A 16769-nucleotide genomic window follows, 5' to 3' on the forward strand; every position below is an offset into this window, starting at 1 on the left:
GCTCGCAAAGCGTATCGTTGTATTGTCCGTTTAACTCGTCTCCTCCGAGAAGGAGACTACTGGAGAATACTGATGGACGCGCGCATCCTCAGAGAAGATGACGAATCCGGCCTGCCTTCAAAGAAGCAGGCGAATGTGACCCCATTGCACGGCACGCCAACGCAAGCCGACGCGGAAGCGGCAGTTCGCACGCTTCTGCTATGGGCTGGCGATGATCCGGATCGCGAAGGCCTTCTGGAAACGCCAAAGCGTGTTGCTAAGGCCTATAAGGAGCTTTTTTCCGGTTATACGGAGAGCCCCGAAGAAGTGCTTGGCACCGTGTTCGAGGAAGTCGCCGGTTATAACGATATGGTGCTGGTGAAGGACATTTCCTTCTTCTCGCATTGCGAACACCATATGGTTCCGATCATCGGCAAGGCGCATGTCGCCTATCTGCCCGACCATAAGGTGGTCGGCCTGTCGAAGATCGCCCGTGTGGTCGATATTTTTGCGCATCGCCTACAGACGCAGGAAAGCATCACCGCACAGATCGCTGACACCATTCAGACCATTCTGAAGCCACGCGGCGTTGCCGTGATGATTGAGGCCGAGCATATGTGCATGGCCATGCGTGGCATTCGCAAGCAGGGTTCGACCACCATCACCACTACCTTCACCGGCGAGATGAAGACCAAGGTGGATGAACAGGTGCGCTTCATGACCCTATCACGCAGCAAATAATGCTCTGTCCCGAAAGGTTTCGGCTTTTCGGGCATGCATCACCGGCGTTTTCAGATATTTCGAGGCACGTGGCATAAAGCCCGTGCCTCTTATCCATTTAAGGCGAGACGATGACGACCTTCCCTGTCCAGCCCTCCGACAAAAAGACGATTGAAGAAGGTGCGGTATTCATGCCGCGCTTCGATGCTTCAGGCCTCATTACGGCAGTTGTCACCGATGAGCGCGACGGCGTACTTCTGATGGTGGCTCATATGAATGCGGAAGCGCTTCGCCTGACGCTGGACACCGGGATCGCCCACTACTGGTCGCGCTCGCGCAACACCCTTTGGAAGAAGGGCGAGACTTCCGGCAATCTGCAGAGTGTGATCGAATTGCGCACCGATTGCGATCAGGACGCGTTGTGGCTCAAGGTTCGTGTCGCTGGCGATGGTCCTACCTGCCACACCGGGCGCCGCTCGTGTTTTTACCGGCAGGTAGTTACCGAAAATGGGGCACCCGCGCTGAAAATCGAAAATGTCGGCGGGTGCGATCACGATCATTGATCGCTTTCAAAACGATGTGATGATGCGAATAGGTCTCGCGTCATCAATTTGCAGCATTTATTCTTTGGATACAAAGTTTCGTTAGTCTGCTCGAAACGATGAGGTGTCCCAAGTGATGCTTAACTGGGGGGTACGGCGCAGGACTGTCAGCATAGAAGTCGAAGCGCCTGCTCAGGAAGTCATTGAGAAGCCCGAAATCAAGCGCGAGCCGCGCAAGATTGCGCTGGCACTTGGCGGGGGTGCTGCGCGGGGCTGGGCGCATATCGGTGTGTTGCGCGCCCTCGACGAAGCCGGCATCGAGATCGAAATGATTGCCGGCACATCCATTGGCGCTCTCGTCGGCGGCTGTTATCTGGCGGGCAAGCTCGATGAGCTCGAAGAATTTGCCCGCAGCCTCACACGCCGCCGCATGTTCAATCTCCTCGACATTACATTTCGCGGTAGCGGTCTTTTCGGCGGCATGAAGCTCGATGGACGCCTGCGGGAACATCTCGACGGTCTCCGGATAGACGAACTCACCCGGCCCTTTGTGGCGGTCTGTACCGAATTGCGCACTGGCCATGAGATATGGCTGTCGTCGGGGCCGCTGGTGGACGCCATGCGCGCCTCTTATGCCCTGCCCGGCGTTTTCGAACCTGTACGTTGGGACGAGCGGGTGCTGGTCGACGGCGCGCTCGTTAATCCTGTGCCCGTCTCCGTGTGCCGCGCCTATGAGCAGCGGCTCGTTCTTGCGGTCAATCTTCACTATGATCAGTATGGCCGTGCAGCAGTCATCAAACACGCGCAAATGCGCCAGGAAGGTTTGCCGGGCGCGGTCCATGGTGAAAAGGAAGCGCGTCTTGGAATCACCGGTGTGATGATGGACGCATTCAACATCATACAGGACCGCATTTCCCGCGCCCGCATGGCGGGCGATCCGCCGGACCTGTCGCTGATGCCCGTTGTCGGACAGATCGGCCTTGCAGATTTCCACCGCGCCTCTGAGGCAATCGACGCTGGATATGTCGAAACGATCAAGCGTCTGGATGATATCCGGCGTCTTCAGGGCATAGCGGGCTGATTTTTCAGTTTTTTACGAATCTTCTGGAGTGAGGATTCGCGATTCTACGGGCTATTCCGGTCTCGTCATGCCTTTTTCACGTGTGGGTGAGTAGCTCTGTGAAGTTTTTCTGAAAAATATCGCGAGAGGGAAGTCTTTGAAAAAGCCCGCAAAATAAGCGTTCTCCGTATTAGTGATGGTGAACGCGACGCGGTTTTTCACATTCTTTTCGAAAAAGATTGGCTGATGGTGCAGATGGGGCTTGTGCACCCCAAGGTGATTTGCTAAATGCCCACTCGCCGGAGCAATTCGGCTTCTACCACGGGCGGTCGTGGCGGAATTGGTAGACGCGCAGCGTTGAGGTCGCTGTGGGGCAACCCGTGGAAGTTCGAGTCTTCTCGACCGCACCATTCTCTCATTAGAGAGTTGAAATCGTTAGATTTTAAGCAAACGCCCTTTCGGGCGTTTTTGTTTTTCCGGCTTAAGAAAGTGCTTCTCCAGCGCAAAGAAAACCCCGCCGGAGCGGGGTTGATCACTTCATTTCCGATCGAGTTCAAACCGGACCATTTCGCTATGTTCTCCCAGATTGGGCGAGCGGTGGTCGATCTTCAGTTCTGCATCGGAGAAGCGGATCGGCGTACGCAACCCTGGTACGCCCTGCGGATCGATCTTCATGCCTCGCGCAATGAATTGCGGATCGGCGAAGACATCGGCGACCGAGTTGATTGGTCCTGCCGGAACACCAATCTTTTCCAGTTTCGCCAGAAGGTCGTCGCGCGTCCACTGGCGGGTGCGCTCTTCCAGCAGTTCTGTCAGCGCTGTGCGGTTCGCAACGCGGGCGGCATTGGTGGCAAAGCGCTCGTCGCTCGCAAGTCCTGCAAGGTCGAGCAGGCCGACCAGACGGCCGAACTGGCCGTCATTGCCGCAGGCGATGATGAAATAGCCGTCAGAGACCGGCAGTGTCTGGTATGGTGCGATATTGGGATGCGCATTGCCCATGCGCTTTGGGGCTACGCCGGAGGCCAGATAGTTCATGGCCTGATTGGCGAGGACCGCCGACATGCAGTCGAACAGCGCCATATCGATGTGCTGTCCCTTGCCAGTGCGCTGGCGCATGATGAGCGCCGACTGGATGGCGATCACGCTATAAAGGCCAGTGAAAATATCGGCAAAGGCCACGCCGATCTTCTGTGGCTCGCGATCCGGCTCGCCCGTCAGATCCATGATGCCGCCCATGCCCTGGATCATGAAGTCATAGCCTGCCCGTTCGGCATAGGGACCATCGTGCCCGAATCCAGTGATGGAGCAGTAGATCAGGCGCGGATTGACGGCCTTGAGGCTTTCATAATCAAGGCCATATTTATCGAGGCCGCCGAGCTTGAAATTCTCGATGACAACATCTGCATCGGCCACGAGGCGGCGCACCAGCTCCTGTCCCTCCTCTGTGCGAAAATCGGCTGTGATCGAACGCTTGCCGCGATTGCAGGCATGGAAATAGGCCGCCGACTTCTCGCCTTCGACTTCAATAAAGGGAGGGCCCCATTTGCGCGTATCGTCTCCTTCCGGGCTTTCGACCTTGATAACGTCCGCTCCCAGATCGGAAAGCGTCTGACCGACCCACGGGCCTGCCAGAATACGGGCCAGTTCAACCACCTTGAGACCGTCAAGCGGTGTGTTCTGCATTTCGGATACCTTACAAAAGCGGAAAAGCCCGCCCGCAGAAAGCGAGCGGGCCTTGGGAGGACGTTGCGGGCGGTTACGATCAGAAGAAAGCCTGAATGCCGGTCTGCGCGCGTCCGAGGATCAGCGCGTGGACGTCATGGGTGCCTTCATAGGTGTTGACGGTTTCGAGGTTCTGCGCGTGACGCATCACGTGATACTCGATCTGGATCCCGTTGCCGCCATGCATGTCGCGCGCCTGACGGGCGATATCGAGCGCCTTACCACAATTGTTGCGCTTGACGATGGAGATCATTTCCGGCGCCATCTTGCCTTCGTCGAACAGACGACCGACGCGCAGCGAAGCCTGAAGGCCGAGCGTGATTTCGGTCTGCATGTCGGCAAGTTTCTTCTGGTAAAGCTGTGTGCCAGCCAGCGGCTTGTCGAACTGCTTGCGGTCGAGGCCGTATTGGCGCGCACGGAACCAGCAATCTTCGGCAGCGCCCAGCACGCCCCACGAAATGCCGTAGCGGGCACGGTTGAGGCAGCCGAACGGCCCCTTGAGACCCGAAACATTCGGCAGCAGGGCGTCTTCCGACACTTCCACGCCGTCCATGACGATTTCGCCGGTGATGGATGCGCGCAGCGACAACTTGCCGCCGATCTTCGGAGCGGAAAGACCCTTCATACCCTTTTCAAGCACAAAACCGCGGATGGCATTGTCATGGGCTGCGGACTTGGCCCACACCACGAACACGTCGGCGATTGGTGAATTGGAGATCCACATCTTGGAGCCGGTCAGCCGATAACCGCCGTCGATCTTTTCGGCGCGGGTCTTCATGCCTGCAGGGTCGGAGCCGGCATCCGGTTCGGTCAGGCCGAAGCAGCCGATCAGCTCACCCGAGACGAGACCCGGCAGATATTTCTTGCGCTGTTCGTCCGAGCCGTAAGCATAGATCGGATACATGACGAGCGATGACTGCACGCTCATCATCGAACGATAACCGGAATCAACGCGCTCGACTTCGCGGGCCACGAGACCATAGGCAACATAACCGGCATTGGCCGCGCCATATTCTTCCGGCAGGGTGACGCCGAGCAGACCCGCCTGCCCCATGAGGCGGAACAGTTCGGGGTCGGTGGTTTCGTCGAGATAGGCCTTTTCCACACGCGGCAGCAGAACGTCGCTCGCAAAGGCTTTTGCGGAGTCGCGGATCATGCGCTCGTCTTCAATCAGCTGTTCGTCGAGCAGAAAGGGATCTTCCCAGTTAAAGGCCGTACGCGACATTATGAATTCTCCTCATTTCAGAATTGACCGGACTATGAACCGCAGAACGTCGTGCTGCAAACGATGTTTACTCATCGATCTATTCCATTTAGTAATAGATCATGACGACACTCTCACGACGCCTCCTTCCCTCGACCAGTGCGCTTGCAGCATTCGACGCTGTGGCGCGGCTGGCAAGCTTTTCAGCCGCTGCGGAAGAACTGGCGCTGACGCAAGGCGCGGTCAGTCGCCAGATCGCGACGCTCGAAGAGCAGCTTGGGGCAGCGCTTTTCGACCGCACCAGCCGTCAGGTCGTGCTGTCGGATGCGGGGCGCGCTTATTTCAATGCTGTTGCGCCTGCCCTATCTGCCATTCGCGCAGCTTCGCTTCAGGTCATGTCGCAGATGCGCGGCAAGACGTTGAACCTCGCCTTTCTGCCGACATTCGGCACGCGCTGGCTCATTCCGCGCATTCCACGCTTTGTGGCGCAATATCCGGATATTATTCTGAATTTCGCGACCCGCATCGGCCAGTTCGACTTTGACCGCGAAGGTTTGGACGCGGCTATTCATATTGGCCAGCCGGATTGGCCCAATGCGGATTGTGTGTTTCTGATGGATGAAACGGTTGCGCCGGTGTGCAGCCCAGCTTTTCTGAAGGAAAACCCGGTGTCAGCGCCCACCGATCTTCTGCGGCTGCCACTGTTCAATATGGCATCACGACCGGGCGCGTGGGATCACTGGTTTCGCAGCCTCGACATCACCGTGCCAGCGCCGGGCGGCATGCGGTTTGAGCAGTTCTCCAACGTGTCTCAGGCTTGCATTGCGGGGCTGGGTGTCGCCCTGATGCCGCTTTTTCTGACCCGCTCGGAAATCGACAGCGGGCAGCTTGTGGTGGCCTATCCGCACACGGTCAAAAGCCCGAGCAGCTATTATTTCGTCACCCCGAAGGCGCGCACCAACACAGCTGCGGTGAATGCGTTTCGCGATTGGCTCCTGGGTGAAGTCAATCGCGAATTCGATCCTCACGCAATCGAGTTGCTGACAATCTCATAGGAGCGCAGGCGCTTCTTGTGATCGTGGATCATGCCGGTAATCATCAGTTCGTCGGCGCCGGTGCTTTCCGCAAAAGCCTGAATGCCCTTTGCCACCGTTTCGGGTCCACCGACGACGCGGCAGGAAAGCATCTGGCGGACAAGCGCCTGTGCTGCCGGATCGAGTTGTTCCATGTAGCCTTCTACCGGTGCCGGAAGCTTGCCCGGACGACCGCTGCGCAGATTAACGAATGCCTGTAATTGCGAGGTGAACAGATAATGCGCTTCTTCGTCGGTATCGGCGGCGATGACATTGAGGCCGAGCATAACATAAGGCTTCTGCATATATTCCGACGGCTCGAAACGCTCACGGTAAAGCGCGATGGCGCGTTCCATTTCCGCTGGCGCAAAATGCGATGCGAAGGCGTAAGGCAGGCCCAGCATGGCGGCGAGCTGCGCGCCGAACAGGCTTGAACCGAGAATCCAGACGGGAACCTCAAGCCCCTCGCCCGGAACGGCGCGGACGCGCTGGGTAGGCTCTGCCGGTTTGAAATAGTTGAGCAGTTCCACCACGTCCTGCGGGAATGCGCTGGCATCGCCGTCGAGATTGCGTCGCAGCGCGTGGGCCGTGATCTGGTCGGTTCCGGGCGCACGGCCAAGGCCGAGATCGATACGGCCCGGAAAAAGCGAGGCCAGCGTGCCAAACTGTTCGGCAATCACCAGAGGCGAATGGTTCGGCAGCATGATGCCACCCGCGCCGACGCGGATCGTCGACGTGCCATTGGCGACATAGCCGATCACTACCGATGTGGCGGCGCTGGCAATGCCCGGCATATTGTGATGTTCGGCCAGCCAATATCGGTGAAAGCCAAGCTTTTCCGCATGCTGTGCAAGCTCCAACGTGTTGCGCAGAGACTGACCGGCATCGCTGTTATCGGGAACGGGCGAAAGATCGAGTACGGATAAAGGGATCATGCTGGCTCATATGGGCTTGAGTGCTGCGGTTGCAACGACCGCAAAGAAATAGGGCACCCTAGAAATAGGGCGCCCTATACTTAATTCAAAGCAACTAAGAGTGATCAGCTAGTCTTAGCTCGGTTGCGCCGGGGTTGGATCACGCCCCTCTTCCGGCGAAGCCACATATTCGCCCTCCACATCCTTCTTCGCGATGAAGGTGTAGAACATCGGCACCACGAATAGCGTGAACATCGTGCCGATCACGATACCGGTGAAAATCACCAGACCCATCGAATATCTGGCGGCGGCACCGGCACCGGTCGCGATGATCAGCGGAACAACGCCGAGCGCCATGGCCGCGGTGGTCATCAGGATCGGACGCAGACGGGTTTCGGCGGCAGCGATGATGGCATCGCGACGCGAGAGCCCATGCAGACGACGCTGCTGATTGGCGAATTCCACCATCAGAATGCCGTGTTTGGTAATCAGCCCGACAAGCGTGATGAGACCAACCTGCGTATAAATGTTCAGCGTGCCGAGGCCGATATTGAGCGGCACGATAGCGCCGAAGATCGAAAGTGGCACCGACATCATGATGATGAACGGATCGCGGAAGCTTTCGAACTGCGCCGCCAGAACCAGATAGATCACGATAACGGCAAGGCCGAATGCGATCAGAATGGTGTTGCCCTGCTCCACTTCCAGACGCGACTGGCCGGAATAGTCAAGGAAGAAGCCTTCCGGCATCTTCGCCTTGGCCAGATCGACAAGCGTCTGCAGGCCCTGGCCTGTCGTGACACCCGGCAGAGGTAGCGCCGAGATCGTCGCCGAGTTGAGCTGGTTGAATTGCTCGATTGCGGCAGGCGATGCGTTCTGCGTGATCGTGATGACCGACGACAGCGGGATCATCGAGCCCGAAACGCTGCGAACATAGAAGTCACCAAGCTTTTCGGGATTCGAACGATAGGCATCCGGCACCTGCGTGATGATGTCATAGCTGTTCGAATCGCGGTCGAATTTGGCAACCGACGCGCCGCCGGTCAGAAGACCAAGCGTTGCACCGATGTCGCTGACCTGCACGCCAAGCGTCGCCGCACGGTCGCGGTCGATAGTGATGGTCGTTTCCGGCGCGTTGAAGGACAGCGAGTTCTGCACGATGATGAACTGTCCCGAAGCCTGCGCTTCGTTCTTGATCTCTTCCGCCAGTTCGAAAACCGTGTCCGCCGGACCTGTCGACTGCAGGGCAATCGAGATCGGCAGACCGCCGCCCGTACCCGGAAGCGATGGCGGAGCGAAGACGAAAGCCTGCACGCCAGCCACTTTGGTCAGACGGTTGGTGAGGTCTTCCTGAATCTGCTTTTGCGTGCGCTTGCGATCATTCCAGTCACTCAGCACCCAAAGCGCGATACCCGAAGTCGTGCCGCCGTCCATACCGACGATCTGGAAGCGCGTCTTCTGTTCAGGCAAATCCTTCGTCAGCGCATCAATCTGTTCGGCGTAGAGGTTCGTATAGGCGGAAGTCGCATATTGCGGCGCCTGGAACATCGAGAACAGCGCGCCGGAATCTTCTTCAGGAGCCAGTTCGCTCGATGTGTTCATGAACAGGAAGCCTGTCAGACCCATCAGCGCCACGACGATCATCAGTGTGATGCCGCGATAGTTCAACGAGTTGGAGACACGGCGGTGATACCACTTTTCCACGCGCGAGAAGGTGCGGTCGATGAACTTCTGGAACCGCGTTTCCTCGCCATGTTTGAGCATGCGCGAGCACATCATCGGCGAGATGGTCAACGCCGCCACACCGGAAATGATGACTGCGCCCGCCAGCGTGAAGGCGAATTCGCGGAACAGCGCACCAGTCAGACCGCCGGTGAAACCGAGCGGAGCAAAAACCGCCGCCAGCGTGATGGTCATGGCGATGATCGAGCCGGTGATTTCCTTCATACCCTTGAAGGCGGCATCCATTGGACGCAAGCCCTCTTCGATATGGCGGTGAATATTCTCCAGAACAACAATCGCGTCATCGACCACGAGGCCGATGGCTAGAACCATGGCGAGCAGCGAGAGAAGATTGATCGAGAAACCGAGCGCGAACAGGAAGAAGCACACGCCGATCAGCGAGATCGGAATGGTCACAATCGGGATCAGAACCGAACGGAACGAACCGAGGAAGACGATGATGACCAGAATAACGATGGCCACGGCTTCGCCGATGGTCGTGAAGACTTCCTTGATCGAGGAGCTGATCTGCTCGGTCGCGTCATAGACGAGAACCAGCGACATGCCTTCCGGCAGCGAGTTCTGGATCGACGGCAGTTCCTTATTGACGGCAGCCGCCATATCGATCGGGTTTGCCGCTGGCGTCGGATAAACGCCGAGGAAAGTACCGGCGGAGCCGTTGAACGACACGATGGTGTCAGTGCTCTTGGCTGCCAGTTCCACCTTCGCCACATCGCGCAGACGCACGACTTCGTCACCCGAAGTCTTGATCGGCATTGCGCCAAAGGCTTCCGGTGTTTGTAGCGTCGATTTCAGCGTGATCGAAGACGCGACATATTCGTTCTTCGTGGTGCCGGGAGCCGACAGGAAGTTGGACGCATTGATCGCAGCCAGCACTTCCGGTGCCGTTATCTGACGCGCCGCCAACTGGATCGGATCGAGCCAGACGCGCATCGAATAGACCTGACCGCCGAGGATTTCAGCCTTGGCGACACCCTGAATGGTGGACATGCGCGGCTGGATGACGCGTTCCAGATATTCGGTGATCTGCTCGCTCGTCATGTTCGGGTTCTGCGCAGCCAGATACATTGTGGCGAAGCTCTGGCCCGTTCCCTTGACGATGATCGGGTCGTCGGATTCGGTCGGCAGATCGCCGCGAACCTGATTAACCTTGGCAATCACCTCCGTCAGCGCGGCATCTGGATTCGCGCCGAGCTTCATCTGCACGGTCACCGTGCTGGACGATGGGCGGCTGGACGAAGTCACATAGTCGATGTTTTCGGTCGTCGCGACCGATTCAGCGATCGGCGCGGTGATGAAGCCCTGAATGAGCTCGGCGCTCGCACCGGCATAGTTGGTGGTGATCGTGATGACCGTTTCGTCAACCTTCGGATATTCGCGCACGGAAAGCTGCGCGATACCCTGAAGGCCGAGGAGAATGATCATGAGGGCGACCACCGTTGCAAGAACGGGTCGCCGGATGAAAATGTCTGAAAAACTCATCGGTTCGCCTATTTCTTGTCAGCCGGATTGGCCGGGTTAACCGCATTGTCGATGTTCACCGGAACGCCGGGTGAAAGCCTGTTCTGCCCAGCGGTGATGACGATATCGCCAGCTTTGAGGCCGCTGGTGATTTCCACCACGCCGTTATAGCGACGGCCAAGCTTGACGAAGACCTGCTGCGCGACCAGCTTTTCGCCCTCTGCGGGCTTTGCATCGGCAGCCGGCTTTGCTGCTTCCGCGTCGGCCTTACCGTCTTCAGCCTTCTTTTCAGGGCGAACGGCATAGACATAATCGCCGTAAAGGCTGGACACGATGGACGTCTGCGCAACGGCAAATACATTGCTTTCTTCCGGCAGTTCAACGCGAACCTGCACGAACTGACCAGGCGTCAGCTTGTGATCCGGGTTCTTGACTTCTGCGCGCACCGAAACAAGGCGCGTGGTCGGGTCGATCTTTGGATCGATACCGACAATCGTGCCGGTGAAATCGAGCTTCTCGGCTGTAGAGCCGACCTTGACGGTCTGGCCGAGCTTGATCGAGGTCAGCGACTGTTCCGGCACCGTAAAGTCGATGCGCATCATGTTGGTGTCCTGCAAGGTGGCGATTACCGTGCCGGGCGTCAGATACTGACCGATATCGACTTTGGCGATGCCGATAACGCCGGAGAACGGCGCTTTTACAGTCTTCTGCGCGAGTGTGGCACGCATTTTTTCAACGGCAGCTTCTGCGGCATTGGCGACAGACGCCGTCGTGTCGACGTTGGAAACAGCGCCAACACCGCGTGTGCGCAGTGTGTCGGCGCGCTTCAGGTTCTGCTGGGCTAGAACAGCCTGCGCTTCGGCGGCAACAAGATCAGCCTTCTGAATGCTGTCTTCCAGCTGAAGCAGCACATCGCCTTCCTTCACCTCCTGATTGGAGGTGAAGTTGATCTTCTGCACGATGCCGTCAAGCTGAACCGTCAGATCCACGCCGTTCAGCGCATGGGCCGTACCGATAGCTTCGACGCCCGGCTGCCATTTGCCCGGCTCAACCGTGATGGTTGAAACAGTCTGCGCTGGCTGTTGCATGGTGGCGAAAAAGTCCTTGATGGCCTTCGATCTGAACAGATTGAAGCCGACAAGCCCCCCGACGACGATCACCAGGAACACGATTGCCAATATTAGGCGCTTTATCATTGCGGTTGTACTCCGGGGTAGCGCCCTGATCGCTCTTGAAAAAGCGTCAAGGGGGAACGTTGAGCGCACCCTTTCGCAATCACACAAAGGTCGCGCGTATTTTACTTGAATTAGCGGAGCGAATAACTGTACCGTCTGGACGGTATTGTCAACTCATGAACTGTCAGGAGACCCGTCGAAGTTGTTAGCTAAAAAGAAGGTCTCTTCGCGCGAGCGTATTTTACGCGCGGCCGTGGAACTCGCTCGGGAAGTGGGGCCAGCTCATATTTCACTTGACGCCGTTGCCGCCCGGGCTGGGCTGTCGAAAGGCGGATTGCTTTATTCTTTTCCGACCAAGGCAAAGCTGCTCGAAGGCGTTGTCGAAGAATATATGAAAGAACATGAGCGGGCGATGGAGGTTCAGGAAACGCTCCAGTCCGGCGATAAAAACCGCGTTGCGCGGGCTTTTCTCGATGTTTACCGCGTTCAGGCCGATGATGAACCGCCCGCTTGCGGCGTCCTTGCAGCACTGGCCGAAGATCCTGGGTTCATGGTCCCTGTTCGCCAGTATCACCGGACATTTCTGGACCGTATGATTGAGGATACGACCGACCCCGATACGGCGCTGATCGTCTATCTGGCAGTCGCGGGTCTTGAGTGTTCTAAATTGATGGAATGCGAGATTTTAAGTGATGAAGAACAGCGTGCCGTTCTCTGCCGTCTGGAAAACATGCTGACAGAAAACTGACAGTATTCAATAAAAAAGGGCGCTCAGCGCCCTTTATTTTAGCAGCTTGCGAATCACAGAGCCGGGATGTCTCCCCGCTCCCACCCCGCGGTGGTTTCGGCGGCAAAGTCGTTGAAGCGACTGTCAGCAATCGCTGCCCGGATACCCTTCATCAGATACTGATAATAGGCCAGGTTGTTCCAGGTCAGCAGCATGGCGCCCAGTGCTTCACCGGACTTCACCAGATGATGCAGATAGGCGCGGCTATAGTCGCGCGATGCCGGGCAATCGGATTCCGGATCGAGCGGACGGTGATCGTCGGCGTGGCGCGCATTGCGCAGATTGACCTTGCCAAAACGCGTGAAGGCTAGACCGTGACGGCCTGCGCGGGTGGGCATCACGCAATCGAACATATCGATGCCGCGCGCGACTGATTTCAGAATATCGTCTGGCGTGCCGACGCCCATCAGGTAGCGCGGCTTTTCGGCTGGCAGGATCGGGCAGACGACTTCCAGCATGTCCAGCATGACCTCTTGCGGCTCACCGACGGCAAGGCCGCCGACCGAATAGCCCTTGAGGTCCATAGCTTTCAGCGCTTCTGCCGAACGCTCGCGCAGGCGGGCATTATCGCCGCCCTGCACGATACCGAACATGGCTTTGCCGGCCTGATCGCCAAAGGCTACCTTGCAGCGCTCGGCCCAGCGAAGCGACAGCTCCATCGCGCGCTCGGTGTTTTTCTCCGGCGAAGGCAGCGCCACGCATTCATCGAGCTGCATCTGGATATCGCTATCCAGCAGGCCCTGAATTTCGATGGAGCGCTCCGGCGTCATCTCATAGGCTTTGCCGTCGATATGCGAGCGGAAGGTCACGCCCTTCTCATCCAGCTTGCGCAATTGCGCCAGAGACATGACCTGAAAGCCACCGGAATCAGTAAGGATCGGGCCTTTCCAGCCGCCAAACTCATGCAATCCGCCAAGACGGGCAACACGCTCCGCACCGGGGCGCAGCATGAGATGGTAGGTGTTGCCGAGAATGATATCAGCGCCAAGCGCCTTCACCTGATCCATATACATGGCCTTGACGGTTCCGGCTGTGCCGACCGGCATGAAGGCGGGCGTGCGCACCACGCCGCGCGGCATGGAGATTTCACCCTGACGGGCCGCGCCGTCGCGGGCGAGGACTTTGAACTCAAAATTTTCGCTGGTCATGGGCCGTTGTCTATTATGTCAGGCGCGTACAAGCAAGCTGCCGTCGCCATAGGAATAGAAGCGATAGCCGGTTTCAATCGCCCGTTCATAGGCAGCGCGCATCGTGTCAAGGCCACTGAATGCGGAAACCAGCATGAACAGCGTCGAACGCGGCAGGTGGAAATTGGTCATCAGCATGTCGACAGCGCGGAATTTATAGCCGGGCGTGATGAAGATATCCGTCGGGCCCGACCATGGGCGGACAATGCCATCCTCGCCTGTGGCACTTTCAATGAGCCGCAGCGACGTCGTGCCGACACAGACGACGCGGCCGCCGCGCTCATGCACGGCATTCAGCGCATCCGCAGTCCTCTGGGAAACATAACCAATTTCGGAATGCATCTTGTGATCGTTGGTGTCGTCGGCCTTGACGGGCAAGAAAGTCCCCGCCCCGACGTGCAGCGTCACGAAATGCTCTTCAATACCCTTGGCCTTGATCTTTTCCAGAAGCTCCGGCGTGAAATGAAGCCCGGCAGTGGGCGCTGCAACCGCGCCTTCCTCACGCGCATAGACCGTTTGGTAGTCACTGCGGTCGCGGTCGTCTTCCGCGCGCTTCGAAGCGATATAGGGTGGAAGCGGGATGTGTCCGACAGCTGCGATTGCCTCATCCAGCATCGCGCTGGACAGGTCGAACACCAGAAGCGCCTCGCCTGCCTCGCCTTTTTCGGCAACGGTTGCGTCGAGGGTGCCCAGGAAGCAGCTTGAACCTGAATGGCCGAAGCGAATGCGGTCGCCTTCCTTGACGCGCTTGGCGGGGCGCAGAAATGCTGCCCAACGGTCCGGTCCCATGCGCATATGCAGGGTTGCGCTGACTTGGCTGATATTGCCGTCGCGTTCGCGCATGCCTTCAAGTTGTGCCGGTATCACCTTGGTATCATTGAAAACAAGCGCATCGCCCGGCTGTAGAAGATCAGGCAGATCATAGACGTGGCGATCCTGGAACGGCTGACCCGGAACAACACGTAAAAGCCTCGCATGGTCGCGCGGCTCTGCTGGGCGCAGGGCGATACGCTCCTCCGGCAGGTCGAAATCGAATAGATCAACGCGCATGACAGGCCTCGTAGATAGACATAGCGACGGCCCCGGTATGGACCGGAGCCGCAATTTTCATTGGAAATAGTCGATCAGGCGTCGGCTGCGATACGCGCCGTGACGATCTTGTCCGGATCGGTAACCGGCTCGCCGCGCTTGATCTTGTCGACATTGTCCATGCCTTCGATGACCTGACCCCAGACGGTGTACTGGCGGTCGAGCCAAGGCGCGTCGGCGAAGCAGATGAAGAACTGCGAATTGGCCGAATTCGGGTTCTGGCTGCGGGCCATCGAAGCGGTGCCGCGCTTGTGCTGGGTGTTGGAGAACTCGGCCTTCAGGTCCGGCTTGTCTGAACCGCCCATGCCAGCGCGCGCGCCGTTGAAATGCGCGCCGCCGGACTTGCCGAACTTCACGTCGCCGGTCTGCGCCATGAAGCCGTCGATGACGCGGTGAAACACGACGCCGTCATAAGCGCCTTCGCGCGCCAGTTCCTTGATGCGCTCGACATGGCCCGGCGCCAGATCCGGATAGAGTTCGAGGACGACATTGCCCTTGGTGGTTTCCAGAACGAGCGTGTTTTCGGGGTCTTTGTAAGCCATTGGGCCTCTCCTGTTTCAATGCGTTCGATAAGACGCGTTGTGTTGGATAATTATTTCTGAATGGTCGCCTTAACGATCTTGTCGGGGTTTTCGACGGATCCGTTATTGGATTCGCTGCCCTTCTTTATCTTGTCCACGGCTTCCATGCCGCTGACAACCTTGCCGACCACAGTGTACTGGCCGTTCAGGAATGCGCCGTCATCGAACATGATAAAGAACTGCGAGTTAGCGGAATTCGGGCTCTGGCTGCGTGCCATGCCAACCGTGCCGCGCACGAAAGGCTCTTTCGAGAACTCAGCCTTGATGTCCGGATATTTGGAGCCGCCGGTGCCAACGCTCTGAGCGTTGAAACCCTTGTCCATATTGCCGTACTGGACGTCACCAGTCTGGGCCATAAAGCCCGGAATGACACGATGGAAGGCAACGCCGTCATAGGCGCCTTCACTTGCCAGCTTATCGATCTGAGCCACATGCTTCGGCGCGAGGTCAGGACGCAGCTGGATCGCAACATCACCGTCCTTGAGCTTCAGGATGAGCGTGTCCGCCGCATTGGCGACGGAGGCCATCACGCCTTGAGACAGTGTCAGGATCGCGGCAGCGGCGAGCGCCGAACGGATAAATTTCATGATCGAAAAACTCCCAAACCTCAGGATTTGAATTTTGCTTCAAGGGCAGCGGCAACAACAGCCGGTACGAAAGGCTTGATATCGCCGCCCATCGATGCAATCTGGCGAACCAATGTGGCGGTAATCGTGCGCACAGCCGGATCAGCCGGCAGGAAAACGGTCTGCAATTCCGGCGCCATAGTGCCGTTCATGCCAGCCATCTGCATTTCGTAATCGAGATCTGTGCCATCGCGCAGGCCGCGCACCATTAGCTGCGCCTTATGCTTGCGCGCCGAGTCGATCACCAGTCCATCAAAGGAGATAACGGAAATGCGCGCCGCATCCCCTGCGAGAACAGCTTTGGCGCTCTGGCCAATCAGCTCCACGCGCTCATCGAAACTGAACAGCGGCTTCTTGCCGGGATGAACACCAATGGCGACAATAACCTCATCGGCAAGGCGCAGTGCGCCTTTCAGGACATCCATATGGCCGTTTGTCACCGGGTCGAAGGAGCCCGCATAGATCGCGATTGTCATTTCTTCCAGCTAGCCTTTTCTGACAGGATTTTCAACAAGAACCAGAACGATAAGAAAATAGAAACCAAGAAACCAATTGAACGTGATGTGAACGAGGATTTCACAGCAAGTTCACAACCGATTTACCAGAATAGGCGCAAGTTCGGTGCAACCTTTTCGTTTCTGAAGCGTATGTATGTCGAAAGGATATGACGATGATGATCTTTCTTCTGGCATTATCCATGATGGTCGCGATGGCCGCATCGGCAATCATACTGCTCCTTGAGGAGAACGAATCCAAACGCCAGCGCGTGCGTCAGGTCGCATTCGATCTCAACAGCATCCGCAATATGCGCTCGCGATAAACCGCTTCTCCATGGCTTGAAGTCTCGCCCGATTGGCTTGAGATCAAGCGTCAGAAGAACACATCGCTGTCATGCTGATCTTACAA

General features: G+C 57.6%; 16 protein-coding genes and 1 tRNA gene. 7 read left to right on the top strand and 10 right to left on the bottom strand.

Annotated elements, in window-relative coordinates:
• Positions 1-72: 72 nt before the first annotated feature.
• The 4 genes from folE to JAU75_RS01985 all read left to right on the top strand — a co-directional run bounded on the left by folE (position 73) and on the right by JAU75_RS01985 (position 2711).
• A complete protein-coding gene (gene folE / locus JAU75_RS01970) occupies positions 73-720 on the top strand; it encodes a GTP cyclohydrolase I FolE (protein ID WP_199054154.1) in 648 nt (215 codons plus the stop codon).
• Positions 721-830: 110 nt separating this feature from the next.
• The gene (gene hisI, locus JAU75_RS01975; protein ID WP_199054155.1) at positions 831-1262 is read left to right on the top strand and encodes a phosphoribosyl-AMP cyclohydrolase; all 432 of its coding nucleotides are present in this window, start codon (positions 831-833) and stop codon (positions 1260-1262) included.
• A gap of 115 nt (positions 1263-1377) precedes the next feature.
• Positions 1378-2322, top strand: coding sequence for a patatin family protein (locus tag JAU75_RS01980; protein WP_199054894.1), 945 nt, complete (start codon positions 1378-1380; stop codon positions 2320-2322).
• A 304-nt stretch (positions 2323-2626) separates the two neighbouring features.
• Positions 2627-2711 (top strand) — tRNA-Leu (locus tag JAU75_RS01985).
• 127 nt (positions 2712-2838) lie between these two features.
• Here the strand turns inward: JAU75_RS01985 and JAU75_RS01990 are convergent.
• The gene (locus JAU75_RS01990; protein ID WP_199054156.1) at positions 2839-3984 is read right to left on the bottom strand and encodes a CaiB/BaiF CoA-transferase family protein; all 1146 of its coding nucleotides are present in this window, start codon (positions 3982-3984) and stop codon (positions 2839-2841) included.
• Between the two features lie 79 nt (positions 3985-4063).
• Positions 4064-5248: an acyl-CoA dehydrogenase gene (locus JAU75_RS01995; RefSeq protein ID WP_199054157.1), complete on the bottom strand. Its 1185-nt coding sequence runs from the start codon at positions 5246-5248 to the stop codon at positions 4064-4066.
• A 101-nt stretch (positions 5249-5349) separates the two neighbouring features.
• On the opposite strand from JAU75_RS01995, the gene JAU75_RS02000 reads away from it, so the two are divergent.
• Positions 5350-6282, top strand: a complete 933-nt coding sequence (locus JAU75_RS02000; protein ID WP_199054158.1) for a LysR family transcriptional regulator — start codon at positions 5350-5352, stop codon at positions 6280-6282.
• On the opposite strand, the gene JAU75_RS02005 is transcribed toward JAU75_RS02000, so the two are convergent.
• The 3 genes from JAU75_RS02005 to JAU75_RS02015 all read right to left on the bottom strand — a co-directional run bounded on the left by JAU75_RS02005 (position 6252) and on the right by JAU75_RS02015 (position 11614).
• A complete protein-coding gene (locus JAU75_RS02005) occupies positions 6252-7235 on the bottom strand; it encodes an LLM class flavin-dependent oxidoreductase (protein WP_199054159.1) in 984 nt (327 codons plus the stop codon). The two genes, JAU75_RS02000 and JAU75_RS02005, sit on opposite strands and share 31 nt — an antisense overlap.
• A gap of 114 nt (positions 7236-7349) precedes the next feature.
• Positions 7350-10439 carry an efflux RND transporter permease subunit gene (locus tag JAU75_RS02010; RefSeq protein WP_199054160.1) on the bottom strand — a complete coding sequence of 1030 codons (3090 nt, stop codon included), beginning with the start codon at positions 10437-10439 and terminating at the stop codon, positions 7350-7352.
• Positions 10440-10447: 8 nt separating this feature from the next.
• Positions 10448-11614 carry an efflux RND transporter periplasmic adaptor subunit gene (locus tag JAU75_RS02015; protein ID WP_199054163.1) on the bottom strand — a complete coding sequence of 389 codons (1167 nt, stop codon included), beginning with the start codon at positions 11612-11614 and terminating at the stop codon, positions 10448-10450.
• A gap of 181 nt (positions 11615-11795) precedes the next feature.
• On the opposite strand from JAU75_RS02015, the gene JAU75_RS02020 reads away from it, so the two are divergent.
• Positions 11796-12341, top strand: coding sequence for a TetR/AcrR family transcriptional regulator (locus JAU75_RS02020; protein ID WP_199054165.1), 546 nt, complete (start codon positions 11796-11798; stop codon positions 12339-12341).
• A 53-nt stretch (positions 12342-12394) separates the two neighbouring features.
• Here JAU75_RS02020 and tgt read toward each other — a convergent pair whose 3' ends face one another.
• The 5 genes from tgt to coaD form a co-directional block, all read right to left on the bottom strand.
• Positions 12395-13528 (bottom strand): tRNA guanosine(34) transglycosylase Tgt, encoded by a 1134-nt coding sequence (tgt, locus tag JAU75_RS02025; protein ID WP_199054167.1) that lies wholly within the window; start codon positions 13526-13528, stop codon positions 12395-12397.
• 18 nt (positions 13529-13546) lie between these two features.
• Complete coding sequence (gene queA, locus JAU75_RS02030) at positions 13547-14617, bottom strand: tRNA preQ1(34) S-adenosylmethionine ribosyltransferase-isomerase QueA (protein WP_199054169.1); 1071 nt, start codon at positions 14615-14617, stop codon at positions 13547-13549.
• 74 nt (positions 14618-14691) lie between these two features.
• Positions 14692-15198 (bottom strand): peptidylprolyl isomerase, encoded by a 507-nt coding sequence (locus JAU75_RS02035; protein ID WP_199054170.1) that lies wholly within the window; start codon positions 15196-15198, stop codon positions 14692-14694.
• Between the two features lie 50 nt (positions 15199-15248).
• Positions 15249-15824, bottom strand: coding sequence for a peptidylprolyl isomerase (locus tag JAU75_RS02040; RefSeq protein WP_199054171.1), 576 nt, complete (start codon positions 15822-15824; stop codon positions 15249-15251).
• A gap of 20 nt (positions 15825-15844) precedes the next feature.
• Complete coding sequence (gene coaD / locus JAU75_RS02045) at positions 15845-16339, bottom strand: pantetheine-phosphate adenylyltransferase (RefSeq protein WP_199054172.1); 495 nt, start codon at positions 16337-16339, stop codon at positions 15845-15847.
• Positions 16340-16533: 194 nt separating this feature from the next.
• Here coaD and JAU75_RS02050 point away from each other — a divergent pair, with 194 nt between their 5' ends.
• Positions 16534-16683 carry a hypothetical protein gene (locus JAU75_RS02050; protein ID WP_199054173.1) on the top strand — a complete coding sequence of 50 codons (150 nt, stop codon included), beginning with the start codon at positions 16534-16536 and terminating at the stop codon, positions 16681-16683.
• Positions 16684-16769 lie beyond the last annotated feature (86 nt).

This window comes from Ochrobactrum sp. Q0168, assembly GCF_016427605.1.
Taxonomy (GTDB): domain Bacteria; phylum Pseudomonadota; class Alphaproteobacteria; order Rhizobiales; family Rhizobiaceae; genus Brucella.